The sequence below is a fragment of the Chromohalobacter nigrandesensis genome (assembly GCF_023061285.1).
GTDB classification, from domain to species: Bacteria; Pseudomonadota; Gammaproteobacteria; order Pseudomonadales; family Halomonadaceae; genus Chromohalobacter; species Chromohalobacter nigrandesensis.
Genome location: NZ_JAKGAM010000003.1, coordinates 135270 through 151727, shown reverse-complemented (window position 1 = coordinate 151727; position 16458 = coordinate 135270). Strand labels below are relative to the sequence as shown.

Sequence of the window (16458 nt, the reverse complement as noted above, 5' to 3'; positions counted from 1 at the left end):
CCGTTTCACTCCAAATTCTGAATCTGCTCTCTCATCTGTTCGATCAATACCTTGAGTTCCACCGCGCAGCGGGTGGTGTCGGCGACGACGGATTTCGAGGAGAGGGTGTTGGCTTCGCGGTTGAGTTCTTGCATCAGGAAGTCGAGGCGGCGGCCGACGGGGCCTTTTTGCGTGAGCTGACGTTCGACCTCGGCCACGTGGGTCTCGAGGCGGTCGAGTTCCTCGGCGACGTCGGCCTTCTGGGCGAGCAGGGCGATTTCGGTCTCGATGCGCTGGGGGTCGAGTTCGGCCTTGAAGGCGGTCAGGCGCTCGACCAGTTGTTCGCGCTGGCGTTCCAGAATCTCGGGCAAATGGGCGTGGACCTCGGCGACCACGGCGCGAATGCCCTCGAGCCGGTCACGGATCAACTGCGCGAGGCGCTCGCCTTCGCGGGCGCGGCCGGCGATCAGGTCGTCCAGCGCGGCATCGAAGAGTGCGTGGGCGGCATGCTGGACGCGCTCGAGGTCGAGCCCGTCGCTTTCCAGCACGCCGGGGTGATCGAGCAGCGCCAGAGCATCGGGCATGGCGGCGTCGGGGACCTGTGCGCGCACCGTGCCCAGCGCTTGGGCCAGCGAGGCCAGGCGTGTCTCGTTGACGCGGAGCGTGGTGTTGTCATTAGCCGGCTCGAAGCGCAGCGTGCATTCCACCTTGCCGCGCGAGAGGCGTTTGCGCAGCGCATCGCGATAATGCGGTTCAAGATCGCGCAGGTTGTCCGGCAGGCGGAAATGCGGTTCCAGGTAGCGCTGATTTACCGAGCGCAATTCGAGCTGCAAGCTGCCCCAGTCGGCGTCCTGAGTCTGCCGGGTGAAGGCGGTCATGCTGTAAGCCATGCGATTCTCCTGCGCTGCGAAGCCATTCTTTAATCCTGCAGTCTAACCGATTCCCGGTCCGCTTGAGGCCCGCTTGAGTGTAGAATGTGTGGATCGTCGCGGCATGAGCGCGACTTGATTGTTTCGAACTTGGTTTTTTCGATTGACGATGCAGAGAGGTGGTATGCGCCCGAGTGGACGACAGCCCGATCAACCCCGCGAGATCACGCTCGAGCGGGGCTATACGCGCCATGCGGAGGGCTCCGTATTGGTGAGCTTCGGTGACACCAAGGTACTGTGCAATGCCAGTGTCGAAGCCGGCGTGCCGCGCTGGCTGCGTGGCAAGCATCAGGGGTGGATCACGGCGGAATACGGCATGCTGCCACGCGCGACCCACACCCGTGGCGGACGCGAGGCCACGCGGGGCAAGCAAGGCGGTCGTACGCTGGAGATTCAGCGCTTGATCGGCCGTTCGCTGCGTACGGTGGTGGATCTCAAGAAGCTCGGCGAATTCACCATTACCGTGGATTGCGACGTGATCCAGGCCGATGGCGGCACGCGCACGGCGTCGATCACCGGTGGCTGCGTAGCGCTGGTGGATGCGATCCATCATCTGCAGCGCGAGAAGTTGATCAAGAAGGATCCCTTCAAGCAGCTGGTGAGTTCGGTGTCGGTGGGCATCTTCAAGGGCCAGCCGGTGGTGGATCTCGACTATCCCGAGGACAGCACGGCGGGCACCGACATGAACGTGGTCATGGCCGAGGATGGCGGCTTGATCGAGGTGCAGGGCACGGCCGAAACGGCGACGTTCACCCGCCAGGAGCTCAACGCGATGCTCGACCTGGCCGAAGGTGCCGGAAGTAAGCTATTCGCCCATCAGCGCGAGGCGCTGGGCTTTCGCGACTGATCGCGGACGCTAGCATGCGGCAAGAACGCACGACGCCGGCCTGGGGCCGGCGTCGTCATTTGCGCGGGACCGGCGACGTTACAGCTCGAGGTCGTACTCGACGATGAGCGGCGCGAATTCTGAGAAAGTCGCGTCGCGGTCGATCCAGGCATCCACCACGTGGCGGCGGAAGTCGGGGCCGACGATCTGGTAATCGAGGCGCCAGCCTTCCTGACGCATGCGAGGCACGTCCTGGTCGAGCTTGGGCCACCAAGTGTACTGACTGGCATCGCGATTGATCTCGCGGAAGGTATCGATATAGCCCATCGGCCCGAAGACCTGATCCATCCACGCGCGCTCTTCGGGACGAAACCCGGGGGTGGTCTGGTTATCGGCCCAGTTGGCAAGATCGATGGTCTTGTGCGCGATGTGCCAAGTGCCGCAGATGATGTATTCGCGGCGCTTTTTGACCATCTTGCTGAGATATTCCTGATACTGGCTCATGAAGGACTGCTTGGCCTCCATGTCGCTACCGTCGGGCATCAGGAAGCTGGCGATGCTGAAGCGGTCGTAATCGGCCTGCAAAAAGCGCGCTTCGTTATCGCACTGGGGAAAGCCCAGCCCGTACATGATGGCCTTGGGAATCTTGCGGCAATAGAGTCCTACACCCGAGAAACCGTCTTCCTCGGCGTCCAGGAAATAGCCTTCGTACCCCTCGGGGAAAAGAATGCTGTCGTCGAGTTCGAAGCTTTTGGCCTTGAGGTTCTGAACGCAGATGACGTCGGCGTCCTGGTTGGCCAGCCAGTCGAGAAACCCCCTCCCGACCGCTTCGCGGATTCCGTTGACATTGATGCTGGCGATTTTCATACATGGTCCCTTTTTCGTCGCGCGTGTATGATACCTGAGCTTTCGACGTTTAGGTAAATGTGTAATAGCGATCAGGGTGATAGGGAGTCCGGCGTGACCGCGCAACTGCAACCATATCAGCAGGAATTCATCGAGTTCGCCATCGAAGAAGGCGTGCTCACCTTCGGTGAATTCACTCTCAAGTCCGGGCGGGTCAGCCCCTATTTCTTCAACGCCGGTCTGTTCAAGAGCGGCCGTGCCCTGGCGCGTCTGGGCCGCTTCTATGCGCAGGCTATCGCGCATAGCGGTCTCGAGGCGGATGTGCTCTTCGGCCCGGCCTACAAGGGCATCCCGCTTGCTACCACCACGGCCGTGGCACTGGCCGATTATCATGACCGCGACTTGCCGTTCGCGTTCAACCGCAAGGAAGCCAAGGACCACGGCGAAGGCGGCAATATCGTTGGCGCCGCGCTCGCCGGGCGGGTGCTGATCATCGACGACGTCATCACTGCGGGTACCGCGATCCGCGAGGTCATGGACCTGATCGATGCCGCCGATGCCCAGGCGGCGGGCGTGGTCATCGCTCTCGATCGTCAGGAGTGCGGCCAGGCCGAAGAGGGCGCCCAGCGCCGCAGTGCCATCCAGGAGGTCGAGGCGCGCTACGCCATGCCGGTGGTGAGTATCGTCACGCTCGACCAGGTGCTGACTTACCTCGAAACGCATGCCGGTGAGGGCCTCAAGCCCCATGCCGAGGCCATTCGCGCGTATCGTGATCGTTACGGCGTGCAGCTCGACGGCTAAGGTTTTAAAACGGCGTTTCTAAACTGAAGCGATTATGCCATAGTGATGATGGTGTTCACCATCTTTTGCGAGAGTCTCCCATGATCAAGTCACTCGGTTTCGCACTCACCTCCGCCGGTCTCCTGCTAGCCAGCCAGCAGGCCATGGCGCTCAGCGTTTCCGCCAATGCCGGCGCCGACTCGCAGGGGATCGAAGCGAGCCAGAGCATCTTTCCCACCCTGCGTGCCAGTGTCGGTTACTTCACCTCCGACGATAGCGGCCATGACGCCGATGCCTATTCCGGGTCGTTGATGTTCTCGCCGTATCTGCCGCTGGTCGATCTCTCGGTGGGCGCGCGCTATCAATACCAGGACACGCACTACGGTGACGGTGGTGGCGTCGGGCTCGGCGGATCGGCCTTCGTCGATACACCGATTCCGCTGACCTCGGTGGGCGGTTACGGCTTTTATACGCCGGACGGCCTGAGCCACGGCGACATCGAGAAGAGCTACGAGTACGGCGCCCAGGCACGGGTCAATGTCGTCTCGCAGACTTATCTCTATGGCGGTTATCGCTATTACCGCACCGACTTCGACGAGAGCGGTGAGCATACCCTCGATAGCGGCCCGGTATTTGGAGTCAGCGTCGGCTTCTAGCATATCCTGAGCTACGAGCTACGAGCTACGAGCTACGAGCTACGAGCTACGAGCTACGAGCTACGAGCTACGAGCTACGAGCTACGAGCTACGAGCGGTGGCGCCAGCTTCGGGGCGCTGTAGAAAGCAACATCGGCGTCCCATTCGGGGCGCCGATTGCGTATCATGCAGGCACATCGCCGCCATTGGCAGAGTGATCCTCATGCTCGATATCGTACTCTTTGAGCCCGAAATTCCGCCCAACACGGGCAATCTCATCCGTCTGTGCGCCAACACCGGCTTTCGTCTTCATCTCATCGAGCCGCTGGGCTTCGCGCTCGACGACAAGCGTCTGCGCCGCGCCGGGCTCGACTACCATGAGTGGGCGCGGGTCAAGGTGCATGCCGACTGGTATGCCTTTGTGGAAAGCGTGCAACCGGCGCGCGTGCTGGCGGTCTCCACGCGCGGCCGCACCGGGTATCACGACGTCGCCTATCGGCAAGGCGATGCGCTGGTCTTCGGCCCCGAAACACGCGGGCTTCCGCAGACAATGCTGGAGGCGCTACCGGAGGCGCAACGCCTGCGCATCCCCATGCTGCCGGATAGCCGTAGCCTGAACCTTTCCAACGCCTGCGCGATCCTGGTCTTTGAAGCCTGGCGCCAGCTCGAGTTCGCCGGAGCCGCTCCCGTGGCGGGCGTCAATGCGACGGATACGGTTCACGCATGAGCCTCCCCACCTCGATCCAGAAGCGCATTGCCGGCCTCAATCCGCGCCAGCAGGAAGCGGTGCGTTATATCGACGGCCCGTGCCTGGTGTTGGCGGGCGCGGGGTCCGGCAAGACCAGCGTGATCACCACCAAGATCGCTTATCTGGTGCAGGAATGCGGGATGAGCGCGCGCAAGATCGCGGCGGTGACCTTCACCAACAAGGCGGCGCGCGAGATGAAGGAGCGCGTGGGGCAGATGCTCAAGGGCCGCGAGGGCCACGGCTTGACGGTGTCGACCTTCCACACCCTGGGGCTCAATATCATTCGTGGCGAATTGAAGACGCTGGGCTACAAGCCGGGCTTTTCGCTGTTCGACCCGGAAGACGCCAAGGCGCTGTTGCGCGATCTGATGCAGAAGGAAGCGGATACCGACGCCGAGCAGATCAACGTCGTGCAGGGGCAGATATCACAATGGAAGAACGATCTGGTGCTGCCGGGGCAGGCGATTTCCCATGCTGCGGATGAGGACGCGCAGTACGCGGCGCGGGTGTATGAAGCCTACAACCGTCACCTCAAGGCCTATAACGCGGTCGATTTCGACGACCTGATCCTGCTGCCGGTGGTCCTGCTGCGCGACAATCCCGACGCCTTGGCCCGCTGGCAACGCAAGATCCACTACATGCTGGTCGATGAGTATCAGGACACCAACGTCAGCCAGTATCAACTGGTCAAGTTGCTGATGGCCGAGCGCGCCACCTTCACCGTGGTCGGCGACGACGACCAGTCGATCTACGCCTGGCGCGGCGCGCGGCCTGAGAACCTGGTGACACTGGGCGAGGACTTTACGCGTCTCAACGTGATCAAGCTGGAGCAGAACTATCGCTCCACCGGGACCATCCTGCGCGCGGCGAATACGCTGATCGGTCAAAATCCTCACGTCTACGAAAAGACCCTGTGGTCGGAGATGGGCCAGGGCCACGCCATTCGCGTCATCGTCAATCGCCATGAGGAAGCCGAGGCCGAGCGCGTGGCCAGCGAGATCCTCACCCGGCGCATCAAGGAGCGCGCCGAGTGGCGCGATTTCGCTGTGCTGTATCGCGGCAACTTCCAGGCGCGGTTATTGGAGCTCAAGCTTCAGCATTACCAGATTCCCTACAAGCTTTCCGGCGGCACGTCGTTCTTCTCGCGCAACGAGATCAAGGACGCCATGGCGTACCTGCGCTTGCTGATCAACCCTGGCGACGACAACGCCTTCCTGCGTATCGTCAACGTGCCGCGTCGCGAGGTCGGCCCCGGGACGCTGGAAAAGCTTGCCAACTACGCCACCGAGCGGCATGTCTCCCTGTTCGCCGCCTGCCATGAAATCGGCCTCGAACAGGTCCTGCCGACGCGTGCCGTGGAGCGCCTGTCGCGCTTCACGCACTTCATCGACGGGGTGCGCCGGCGCATGGATCAAGGCGATGCCATCGCGGCGATTCGCGAAATGTTGCGCGACATGGATTACGAGGCCTGGCTGTTCCAGAACGCCAGCGCCCCGACCGTCGCCGAGCGGCGCATGGCCAATGTGTGGACGCTGGTCGACCAGCTCGAGAAGTCGATGCATCGTGACGATGAAGACGGCGAGGCCTCCGAGGAGACCGACGATGTACAGTCGGCGATATCGCGCCTGGTGTTGCGCGACATCCTTGAGCAGCAAGCCGAGGAAGACGACTCCGACCGGGTGCAGCTACTCACCATGCACGCCTCCAAGGGGCTGGAGTTCCCGCATGTTTATCTGATGGGGCTGGAGGAAGAGCTGCTGCCGCACCGTAACGCGATCGAGGCCGGCACCATCGAAGAAGAACGCCGCCTCGCCTATGTCGGCATCACCCGCGCGCGGCGCACGCTGACACTGACGCTGGCCCGTCAGCGCAAGACCTACGGCGAGCTGCTCGATTGCACTCCTAGCCGCTTCCTCGAGGAGCTCCCGCCGGACGACCTGGAATGGGAAGGCCGCGCCGACAAGGAAGACCCCGAGAAAAAACAGGCGCGCGGCAAGGACGCCATTGCTGGGCTGCGCTCGCTGTTGGGGTAGCGTGGATCTCGGCGCCGGTGCATGTGGGGCTTTCTCGGGGTCATTCTGCTTTTAGCTGGCCAGGTTCGACAAACCCCGGATAGTTGACGATGGCATCCAGCAACTGTTGGCCACAACTCGGCAAGGCATCCACTTCGCGGACGACGATGCTACGTTCGCGGTGGGCCCATGTGTCCTGCAATGCAATGAGCCTGATGTCCATCGTTTGCCGATAACGCTGGGCACAAGAGGCCGGTAGAATGCCGATGCCCACGCCGGCCTCGATCATCCGACAGGCGGACTCGAAGCCGAGAACCTGGATTCTCAGGGGGAGGGGTTGTCCCAGATCCTGAACCTGCTCTTTCAGGAACTGCATCAGCGTGCTGCCGTCGTGCAGACCGACATGGCGATAATTCAGGCTTTCGTGGAAGGCGACTTGATGTTTTGCCGCGAGATCATGTCCTTGCGGGACGACAAGGACCAGTCGGTCCCGGCTGAAAGGCACGCATTGCAGTCCCTGTGATGTGACGTCACCCGCCACGATGCCCATATCGGCTGCCCCATCGAGTACGCCGCGCATGATGTCATGGGTCAAGCGTTCCTTGAGATCGATGGTAACGCCGGGCCGGGAGGCAAGGAATTGAGCCAATACGTCCGGCATGAAGTCGCTCACGGCCGTCGTGTTGGCAAAGATGCGTAGATGACCGGCCGCCCCTTCGGCATAGCCCGAGAAATCGGTTTTTACATGCTCGACCTGCCGCAGGATCGTCCGCGCATGCCGGAGTAGCCGCTCACCCGCCGGGGTCGTCTCCACCCCTTGACTGCTGCGATAGAAAAGCCGACTGCCTAATTGGCCCTCGAGGGTTTTCATACGGGTGCTGGCGGATGCCGTTGAAAGGTGGGCGCGCTGAGCCCCGCCCGTCATGCTATGGGCCTCGGCAACGTGAACGAACAAGCGCAAATCCGGCAAATCGAAATGCATGATGTGTTTCCCGAGCATTAAGTGAAGGTTTAATCACAGTCTTTGGTGTTCGGCTTGGCCAAACCCCGCCTTGCGTAAATGCAAATTCACCATACGCATTGTCTCAGTGCATGCTGAAAGCACCAGCCCCATAGGCGACAGCCAAGGAACACATGCATGACAGCATTATCGACTTTTCAACGTCCCCTGGACGGCGTGACCGTCGTGAGCCTGGAACACGCGATCGCCGCACCTTTCTGCACCCGGCAGTTGGCGGACATGGGCGCGCGCGTCATCAAGGTCGAGCGCCCTGGCGTCGGCGATTTTGCGCGTGGTTACGATGCGCGGGTCAACGGTTTGTCTTCTCATTTCGTTTGGACCAATCGCTCCAAGGAAAGCCTGACACTCGACGTCAAGAATGACGAGGCCAGGACGATTCTGGACAGTTTGCTGGGTCAAGCCGACGTATTGGTACAAAATCTGGCGCCGGGTGCCGCGACGCGTCTGGGACTGTCCTTCGACACACTGCACGCCGACTTTCCAGGACTGATCGTGTGTGACATCTCGGGCTATGGCGAAGACGGTCCCTATCATGACAAGAAGGCCTACGATCTTTTGATTCAGAGCGAGGGAGGCTTTCTGTCGACGACGGGCACGCCGGACCCGCAAGGCATGGCCAAGGCGGGCTGTTCGGTCGCCGATATCGCTGCCGGCATGTATGCCTTCAGCAATATTCTCTCTGCCTTGTTGTTGCGCGGACGCACCGGTGTGGGTAGCCATATCGACGTGTCGATGCTGGAGAGTCTCGTCGAGTGGATGGGCTATCCCATGTACTATGCGTTCGACGGCGCCGAACCGCCGCCTCGAGCCGGCGCCTCGCATTCCACTATCTACCCGTACGGACCGTTTCCGACCGGCGACGACAAGACTGTGATGCTGGGCCTACAGAACGAGCGCGAGTGGCAGGCTTTCTGTGAAAAGGTGCTGCAGCAGCCTGAGCTGGCTGGAGACACGCGTTTCTCCACCAATGCCAGGCGCTCCGAGCATCGTGACGAGTTGCGCGCTCTTATCGTGCGCGTATTTGGCGGGATGACGGCGGAAGAAGTGCTTGCACGCCTCGATGAGGCGCAGATCGCCAATGCCAACGTCAACGACATGCATGGCGTCTGGGCGCATCCGCAACTCAAGGCGCGTCAGCGCTGGACGCGTATCGACAGCCCGGCGGGCGAGATTCCGGCCCTGCTGCCGCCGGGACAAAGCAGTGCTTATGCTCCTCGGATGCAGCCGGTACCCGCGCTGGGTGAGCACAGCGAGATGATCCTTGCCGAGCTGGATTATGGTCGCGACGATATCCAGCGCTTGAAAGATAACCGCATCATCTGACGGAGCTTCTGATGAATCCACACGCCCTGCGCTCTCTTCTATTTGTGCCGGCCACCCGGCCGGATCGTATCGCCAAGGCTCTGGCCAGCCCGGCGGATGCCGTCATCGTCGACCTGGAAGACGCCGTCGCCGACAGCGACAAGGCCAATGCACGGGACGCGCTCGAGGCGTTTCTGGCAGACAATCCACAGGCCTCTCTCATGGTGCGCATCAATGCCCACGCTACCCCGCACTATGAACCCGATCTGGCGATGTGCGCGCGCCAGGCGGCGATCACGCATGTGATCGTGCCCAAGGCCGAGTCCTGCCAGGCACTGGAAAAAGCCGCTGCCTGTGGCAAGCCGTTGTGGCCACTGATCGAAACGGCGCAAGGCCTGCTGGCGCTGCCTAGCCTGACCGGCGTTGCTGGCGTCGAACGGCTGAGTTTCGGGGCGCTGGATATGATCACCGAGCTGGGGCTGACACCCGAGACGCCGGGCGCTCGGCAAATGCTCGATCAGGGGCGCTATCAACTCGTCGTCCATTCGCGCGCGGCGGGCCTGGCCGCGCCGCTTGAAAGCCCCCATCCCGCCATCGATGACACGGATGCCGTGGCGCAAACGGCCGTTCATGCCAAGGAGATGGGCTTCGCCGGCATGCTATGCATTCATCCCCGGCAGTTGCCCGCCGTCAACCACGCGTTTTCCCCCAGCGAGGCCGACGTCGCCTGGGCCAGGCAAGTGGTCGACGGCGCCAGCCACCAGGCAGGCGCGTTCAGCGTCGAAGGCCAGATGGTCGATGCGCCGGTCATTCGCCGCGCCCAAGGCATCCTCGCCAAGCACGAAGCGGGCGTTCGCGGTGGACAACCCCTGTCCTGACGCAGTAGGATATGCCGCGTTCCGCCCTTAGCTCAGCTGGATAGAGCGTTGCCCTCCGGAGGCAAAGGTCGAAGGTTCGAATCCTTCAGGGCGGGCCACGAATCTATAAAAGCCCGCGAGTCATCTCGCGGGCTTTTTCTTGCGCGCACGCTGCTGGCGCGATTCTGTTATCCTGCCGCCATTCCATCTTTGGTCACTCACTCGCTATCACGCGTCACCTGATTCGCGCGCATGGCGTGGCCAGCTTCACGACAGGATTTGCCGCCGTGTCCGATTCACCATCATCCGATTTCGCTACCTTGCCGCTGGCGCCAGAGCTGCTCACCAACCTGGAGTCGCTTGGCTATCACGCCATGACGCCGATCCAGGCCGAGAGCCTGCCGGCGATCCTCGCCGGGCGCGACGTGATCGGCCAGGGTCAGACTGGTTCGGGCAAGACCGCCGCATTCGGCCTGGGGGTTCTCTCAAGGCTCGAGACCAAGGCGTTTCGCGTGCAGGGATTGGTGTTGTGCCCGACTCGTGAGCTAGCGGACCAGGTCGCCGGCGAGTTACGCCGGCTGGCGCGTGGGCTCGGTAACGTCAAGGTGCTGACGCTGTGTGGCGGGGCGCCGCTCAAGCCCCAGCGTGACTCACTGGAGCATGGCGCGCATGTGGTGGTGGGCACGCCGGGGCGCATCGAGGAGCACCTGCGCAAGGGCTCGCTGGCACTCGACGCGCTGAACACGCTGGTGCTGGATGAAGCCGACCGCATGCTCGACATGGGCTTTCAGGCGGCCATCGAGGCGATCGTCGGCCAGGCACCGGTCTCGCGCCAGACGCTGTTGTTCAGCGCTACTTACGGCGCGGGTATCCGGCCCATCGCCGAGCGCATGATGTGCGAGCCGCTGAACGTCGAGGTTGCCTCGACCCATGACGACACCAGCATCCGTCAGCATTTCTACCGTGTCGCGGGCGAAGATGCCCGCGTGCCGGCACTGAAGCGGCTGTTGCTCGATATCCGCCCCGAATCCAGCGTGGTGTTCTGCAATACCAAGCGCGAGACCCTGCAGGTCGCCGACGCCCTGAACGCGGCGGGTTTTTCCGCGCTGGCGCTCAATGGGGACCTGGAGCAGCCCGATCGCGATCGTATCCTGGCGATGTTCGCCAACAAGAGCGTGTCGATCCTGGTCGCCACCGATGTGGCGGCGCGCGGGTTGGATATCGACGCCCTGGACGCGGTGTTCAATTATCAGATCGCCCGCGAACTCGAGGTCCACGTGCACCGCATCGGACGCACCGGTCGAGCCGGCGGAAGTGGCGTAGCCTGCACGCTGGTCGCCGAGAGCGAATATTATCGGCTCGACAAGCTTGGCGATTTCCTCGGCGAGGCGCTGGCCTGCGAGCCGTTGCCGCCGCTGCGTGGCGACGCGCGGCCGTTCACGCCGCGCATGGCAACGCTGCAACTCGGCGCCGGCAAGAAGCAGAAGGTGCGCCCCGGGGATATCCTCGGCGCGTTGACCGGCGAGGGCGGTATCGCCGGCGAGCAGGTCGGCAAGATCCAGGTCACCGATCGCAGCGCTTTTGTCGCCGTCGAGCGCGAGGTCGCCCAGTCTGCACTCGATCAGCTCGCCAATGGGCGGATCAAGGGGCGGTCTTTCCGGGCGCGCCGTGTCACCCGCTAGGAAACCCTGACAAATGTCTGCGCGGGCAAATCGCTACGTTGCGCGGTGCGCGGAATCCTCACCTATACCCCATAGGCTCCGGTTCCTGTGCTCCGTGCGCCTTGCGCTTTATCCCGCTCGACTATTTGTCAGCGCTTCCTCCCTAGACTGCTTTTCTGGCGCTTGCATTGATGGACGACCATGCGATGCTTTGCCGATTACCGGCTCATACCATAAATAAGGTGATATGAAAGTACCCAAGAGACTCCAGCCCCTGATCGACGACGGGTTGATCGATGAGGTCGTCAGCCAGTTGATGAGCGGCAAGGAAGCCCAGGTTTACGTCGTGCGCTGCGGTGACGAACTGCGTTGCGCCAAGGTTTTCAAGGAAGCCAGCCAGCGTAGCTTCAAGCAGGCCGTTCAGTATCAGGAAGGCCGCAAGGCGCGCAACACACGGCGTGCCCGGGCGATGGCCAAGAAGACTCGCTATGGCCAGAAGGAGCAGGAAACGGCCTGGCTTACCTCCGAGGTCGATGCGCTGTACCGGCTGGCGGCAGCGGATGTGCGCGTGCCGCGCCCGCATGGCTTCGTCGACGGCGTACTGCTGATGGACTTGATCAGCGACGGCGAAGACGGCGTCGCCCCCCAGCTTGGCGAAGTGTCGCTGAGCCCGGAAAAGGCGCGCGAGTATCATGATCGGATCATCACCGACGTGGTGCGCATGCTATGTGTCGGACTGGTACACGGCGATCTCTCCGAGTTCAACGTGCTGGTCGATCAGGATGGGCCGGTGATCATCGACCTGCCCCAGGCGGTCGACGCGGCGGGCAACAACAGCGCGCCGATGTTGCTGGTGCGCGACGTCGACAATATGCGTGCCTGGTTCGGGCGCTTCGATCCGGCGCTGCTGAATACCGACTACGGCAAGGAAATCTGGGCGCTTTATGAAGCCGGCGAGCTGCACCCGGATAGCCGGCTCACCGGACACTTCGAACCCGACACCCTCGACGTCGACGTGATGGAGCTGATGGCGGTGATCGACGATGCCCGCGAAGAGGCCGAGGAGCGCCGCGAACGCGAGCGTGACGATCTGGACGACGACGACTGAGTTACCCGGCTGGCGCTGCAGGAGGTAAGGGTATCCTGAAGCGCCGAGCGGTCTCTCAAAGGATATCGGCCACGCTCTCAAGCAAGCGCTATTGCCGCTTCCACGCCTCGAACCATCCCAGTCCCGCCCGCGTGCCGGCGCGGGGCTTGTACTCGCAGCCGACCCAACCCTTGAAACCGTCTGCATCCAACTGCTCGAACAGCCATGGATAATTCACTTCGCCCGTATCGGGTTCGTGGCGCTCGGGCACGCCGGCGATCTGGATGTGGCCGACGCCCGCGCGATTTCGCTGGTAGGTGGTCCAGATATCTCCGTCCATGATCTGGGTATGGTAGAAATCCATCTGCACTTTGACGTTCGGCTCGCCCAGCTCAGCCACAATCGCATGGCCTTCGGCTTGATGATTGAGGAAATACCCCGGCATGTCGCGGGTATTGATGGGTTCGATCAATAGCTCGATGTCGTGTTCGGCGAGGCGACGCGCGGCATGGCGCAGGTTTTCCAAATACACTTCACGCAATGTTTCCCGTGAAACATCCTCGGAGGCTAGCCCTGCCATGGCATGGACGCGAGGACAGCCAAGCGCTCTCGCGTAGTGCAACGCGGTTTCGACGCTGTCGCGGAACTCCGCCTCGCGTCTCGGCAGGGCGGCGATGCCGCGCTCGCCGGCGTCCCAGTCGCCCGGCGGCAGGTTGAACAGTACTTGCTGCAAGCCATGACGCTGGAGTTCGGCGGCGATAGCGTCGGCTTCGAACGCATAGGGGAACAGGAACTCGACCCCCTCGAAGCCGCAGGCAGCGGCCTCGGCGAAGCGCTCCATGAAGGGCACCTCGTTGAACATCATGGACAGGTTGGCGGCAAAACGGGGCATGTAGGAGCTCCTTTCAGAAAATGCTTACCAGTGGGCGCCGAAGGCCTGACGAAGCTCGTCGATCTCCGCCTCGCCCAAGGTGCGTACGTCGTGCTGACGTAGCAGGAGGTACAGCTTGGCGGTCTCTTCCAGTTCCTCGATGGCGTTACGGGCCGCCTCCAGTGTCTTGCCTGCCACCACGGGGCCATGATTGGCCAGCAACACCGCGCCATGGGTCTTGGCATACTCGCGGATCGCATCGCCGAGGGCGGGATCGCCGGGCCGATAGTATGGAATCAGCGGCAAACGCCCCACGCGCATGACGAAATACGGCGTGATGGGCGGCAGGCAGGAATGTTCATCGAGCCCGTTGAGGCACGAGACCGCCGCCGAGTGCGTGGCATGCAGGTGAATGATGCCGCCGGTGTCGGGACGCTGGTCGTAGAAGGCACGGTGCAGGAACGACTCCTTGGTGGGCGGCTCGCCGGCGAGCAGATTGCCGTCCCAGTCCAGCTTGGAAATCGCGGCGGGATCGAGAGCGCCGAGGCTGGCGTTGGTCGGCGTCATCAACCAGCCGTCATCGAGCTTGGCGCTGATATTGCCGGAAGTGCCCGGCGCCATGCCCAGCAGGCGGAAGGAACGGCCGATCTCGGCAATCTCCTCGCGCAGGCGATTTTCGGTGGTCGTGGTGCTGATGTGGCTCATGGCAACAGCTCCCATGCCTTGGTCATAAAGTCCTGAGCGCCGAAGTTACCCGACTTGAGGGTCAACGCTAGCGATGTCGGTGTACCAAAGGTGGTGGTCCAGGGCACGCCGGGATCGATGCTCGGGCCGATGCGCAAGCCCTGCACGCCAAGCGCGTTGACCACGGCGCCGGAGGTTTCGCCGCCGGCTACGATCAGGCGTCGTACGCCATGGACCGCGACGAGCGAATGGGCGATCTCGGCCATGGCGCGCTCGACCAGGGCGCCCGCCTCCGCGACGCCGAGGGTATCTTGAGCCTTCCGGACGTCTTCCGGCGAAGCGCTGGCGTATAGCAATACCGGGCCGCTATCGAGATGCTGCTCGGCCAAATGGAGCGCTTTTGCGATGACGCCATCGTAATCGCGAGCCAAGGCCAAGGCGTCGAGGTGATAGCTGGGGTAGTGCTCGCGGGCGTGTTCGAGCTGCGCCAGGGTGGTGCGCGAACAACTCCCGCTGAGGATCGCTTTTCGTCCGGTGATGACGGGTAACGCATCGGCTTGTCCCGCCGCAGGCAATCGGTCGGCCAGGTTGGCGGGTAGCCCCAATGCTAGGCCGGAGCCGGCGGTCACCAACGGCAGATCGCGACAGGCGCGTGCCAGCGTATGCAAATGCTGGGTGTCGATGGCGTCGCAAATGGCGATGCCCACGCCCGCCGAGCGCAGTGCCTGGATGCGGGCCTCGACGGCCTCGACCCCCTCGCTGAGCGTGGCGTAGTCGATCAGATCGACCCGCTGGCGCGTCTGGGCGCCGAGGACGCGCATCAGGTTGGCATCCGTCATGGGGGTCAGCGGGTGATCCTGCATGCCGCTTTCATTGAGCGGCACGCCACCCGCGAACAGGTAGCCGTTGTAGACGCTGCGCTGGTTGGCGGGCAGTGCCGGACAGGCCACGGTGAAATCGGTATCCAGCGCCGTCATCAATGCGTCGGTCACCGGCCCGATGTTGCCTGCGGGCGTGGAGTCGAAGGTCGAGCAGTACTTGAAGTAGAACTGCTCGCAGCCTTGAGCCTGTAACCACGCCAGCGCTTCGAGTGACTGCGTCACGGCGTCGGCGGCGGGCAGGGTGCGCGACTTGAGGGCGACGACCACGGCATCGACGTCGTCATCCAGCGCTGTCGAGGGAACGCCGATGGTCTGTAGCGTGCGCATGCCGGCGCTGACCAGCATGCTTGCCACGTCCGTGGCGCCGGTGAAATCGTCGGCAATGCAACCGATGATGGGCATCGTCATTCCTCCTCCCCCGTATTGGCATCGTTGGCTGCGTGAGACGGTAACCCGAAACCCGGAAACGTCTTGATCACGGCGGCATCATCGTCCCCACCGTGGCCGAGCGCCGAGGCATGGGTGAACATCGAGAGCGCCTGGCTGGTCAGCGGCAGGGGAAACTTGTCGCGGTGCGCGGTCTCGTGGACCAGGCCCAGATCCTTGACGAAGATGTCCACCGCCGAACGTGGCGTGTAATCGTTATCGAGAATGTGCGGCACGCGGTTTTCGAACATCCATGAATTGCCGGCGCTCTGGGTGATGACCTCATAAAGCACCTGCGGATCGCAGCCGCCGCGAATGCCGTAGGCCATGGCTTCGGCGGCGGCTGCGATGTGCACTCCTGCCAGTAGTTGGTTGACCAGTTTGACCTGCGAGCCTTGCCCCATCGCCTCGCCGAGACGGAAGACCTTGACGGCGAGGGCGTCGAGGACGTCTTCGACGCTGTCGAAGACATCGCTCGGCCCCGAGGCCATGATCGTCAGAGCGCCTTGTGCGGCCTTGGCGGCGCCGCCGGAAATCGGGGCGTCGAGCAGGCGCAGACCGCGGGTGGCGAGTTCGTCGCCCAGGGCGGCCACGGCCTCCGGCGCGCAGGTGGCGCAAGAAATGACCACACTGCCGGGCGCCAGGCCCTCGGCAATACCGTGCGACCCGAACAGAACCTCGCGGGTCTGCGCGGCGTTGACGACTACGCTGACGACGACATCGACGTGGGCGGCCATCTCGGTGGGCGTGGCGACCGCTCGGCCACCGTGGTCCTCGAATGCCTGCCTGGCGTCGGAGCGCAGGTCGCAGCCCCAGGTAGTGAAACCGGCATCGACCAATGACGTCGCCATCCCCATCCCCATCGACCCCAGGCCGATGATTCCCACTCGTGAACGCTTTGCTTGTGTCATCT

At 62.9% G+C, this 16458-nt stretch carries 16 protein-coding genes and 1 tRNA gene; 10 read left to right on the top strand and 7 right to left on the bottom strand.

The genetic code is table 11. From position 1 onward, the window contains the following. Positions 1-5 precede the first annotated feature (5 nt). Entirely contained in the window at positions 6-869 is an 864-nt protein-coding gene (locus L1073_RS06065; RefSeq protein WP_246897619.1) for a YicC/YloC family endoribonuclease, read from the bottom strand. A gap of 163 nt (positions 870-1032) precedes the next feature. On the opposite strand from L1073_RS06065, the gene rph reads away from it, so the two are divergent. Further along, a complete protein-coding gene (rph, locus tag L1073_RS06060) occupies positions 1033-1755 on the top strand; it encodes a ribonuclease PH (protein WP_246897617.1) in 723 nt (240 codons plus the stop codon). A 78-nt stretch (positions 1756-1833) separates the two neighbouring features. Here rph and L1073_RS06055 read toward each other — a convergent pair whose 3' ends face one another. Then, entirely contained in the window at positions 1834-2601 is a 768-nt protein-coding gene (locus L1073_RS06055) for an exodeoxyribonuclease III (protein WP_246897615.1), read from the bottom strand. Positions 2602-2694: 93 nt separating this feature from the next. Here L1073_RS06055 and pyrE point away from each other — a divergent pair, with 93 nt between their 5' ends. From pyrE to rep, 4 genes are all read left to right on the top strand, one after another. Continuing rightward, entirely contained in the window at positions 2695-3381 is a 687-nt protein-coding gene (gene pyrE / locus L1073_RS06050) for an orotate phosphoribosyltransferase (RefSeq protein WP_246897613.1), read from the top strand. An 80-nt stretch (positions 3382-3461) separates the two neighbouring features. Then, complete coding sequence (locus L1073_RS06045; RefSeq protein ID WP_246897611.1) at positions 3462-4016, top strand: YfaZ family outer membrane protein; 555 nt, start codon at positions 3462-3464, stop codon at positions 4014-4016. Positions 4017-4218: 202 nt separating this feature from the next. Continuing rightward, positions 4219-4722 (top strand): tRNA (uridine(34)/cytosine(34)/5-carboxymethylaminomethyluridine(34)-2'-O)-methyltransferase TrmL, encoded by a 504-nt coding sequence (gene trmL, locus L1073_RS06040; protein ID WP_246897609.1) that lies wholly within the window; start codon positions 4219-4221, stop codon positions 4720-4722. Then, on the top strand, positions 4719-6776 hold the full coding sequence (rep, locus tag L1073_RS06035) for a DNA helicase Rep (protein ID WP_246897606.1): 2058 nt from the start codon (positions 4719-4721) through the stop codon (positions 6774-6776). Before trmL ends, rep begins: the two co-directional genes overlap by 4 nt. 40 nt (positions 6777-6816) lie before the next feature. On the opposite strand, the gene L1073_RS06030 is transcribed toward rep, so the two are convergent. After that, complete coding sequence (locus tag L1073_RS06030; RefSeq protein ID WP_246897604.1) at positions 6817-7737, bottom strand: LysR substrate-binding domain-containing protein; 921 nt, start codon at positions 7735-7737, stop codon at positions 6817-6819. A gap of 156 nt (positions 7738-7893) precedes the next feature. Between L1073_RS06030 and L1073_RS06025 the strand changes: the two genes are divergently transcribed. The 5 genes from L1073_RS06025 (at position 7894) to L1073_RS06005 (ending at position 12704) form a co-directional block, all read left to right on the top strand. After that, positions 7894-9099, top strand: coding sequence for a CaiB/BaiF CoA transferase family protein (locus tag L1073_RS06025; protein WP_246897602.1), 1206 nt, complete (start codon positions 7894-7896; stop codon positions 9097-9099). An 11-nt stretch (positions 9100-9110) separates the two neighbouring features. Next, on the top strand, positions 9111-9956 hold the full coding sequence (locus L1073_RS06020; protein WP_246897599.1) for an HpcH/HpaI aldolase/citrate lyase family protein: 846 nt from the start codon (positions 9111-9113) through the stop codon (positions 9954-9956). A 21-nt stretch (positions 9957-9977) separates the two neighbouring features. Further along, positions 9978-10054 (top strand) — tRNA-Arg (locus L1073_RS06015). Between the two features lie 168 nt (positions 10055-10222). Beyond that, positions 10223-11617: an ATP-dependent RNA helicase DbpA gene (gene dbpA, locus L1073_RS06010; protein WP_246897598.1), complete on the top strand. Its 1395-nt coding sequence runs from the start codon at positions 10223-10225 to the stop codon at positions 11615-11617. A 226-nt stretch (positions 11618-11843) separates the two neighbouring features. After that, the gene (locus tag L1073_RS06005; protein ID WP_246897596.1) at positions 11844-12704 is read left to right on the top strand and encodes a PA4780 family RIO1-like protein kinase; all 861 of its coding nucleotides are present in this window, start codon (positions 11844-11846) and stop codon (positions 12702-12704) included. Positions 12705-12792: 88 nt separating this feature from the next. Here L1073_RS06005 and otnI read toward each other — a convergent pair whose 3' ends face one another. From otnI to ltnD, 4 genes are read right to left on the bottom strand one after another with little or no spacing between them, the layout of a single operon-like run. Then, positions 12793-13575: a 2-oxo-tetronate isomerase gene (gene otnI / locus L1073_RS06000; protein WP_246897594.1), complete on the bottom strand. Its 783-nt coding sequence runs from the start codon at positions 13573-13575 to the stop codon at positions 12793-12795. 24 nt (positions 13576-13599) lie between these two features. Then, positions 13600-14259 carry a 3-oxo-tetronate 4-phosphate decarboxylase gene (otnC, locus tag L1073_RS05995; RefSeq protein WP_246897592.1) on the bottom strand — a complete coding sequence of 220 codons (660 nt, stop codon included), beginning with the start codon at positions 14257-14259 and terminating at the stop codon, positions 13600-13602. Further along, positions 14256-15527 (bottom strand): 3-oxo-tetronate kinase, encoded by a 1272-nt coding sequence (gene otnK, locus L1073_RS05990; RefSeq protein WP_246897590.1) that lies wholly within the window; start codon positions 15525-15527, stop codon positions 14256-14258. The genes otnC and otnK overlap by 4 nt, the downstream gene beginning before the upstream one ends. Then, complete coding sequence (ltnD, locus tag L1073_RS05985; protein ID WP_246897588.1) at positions 15524-16456, bottom strand: L-threonate dehydrogenase; 933 nt, start codon at positions 16454-16456, stop codon at positions 15524-15526. The genes otnK and ltnD overlap by 4 nt, the downstream gene beginning before the upstream one ends. Between the last annotated feature and the right edge of the window lie 2 nt (positions 16457-16458).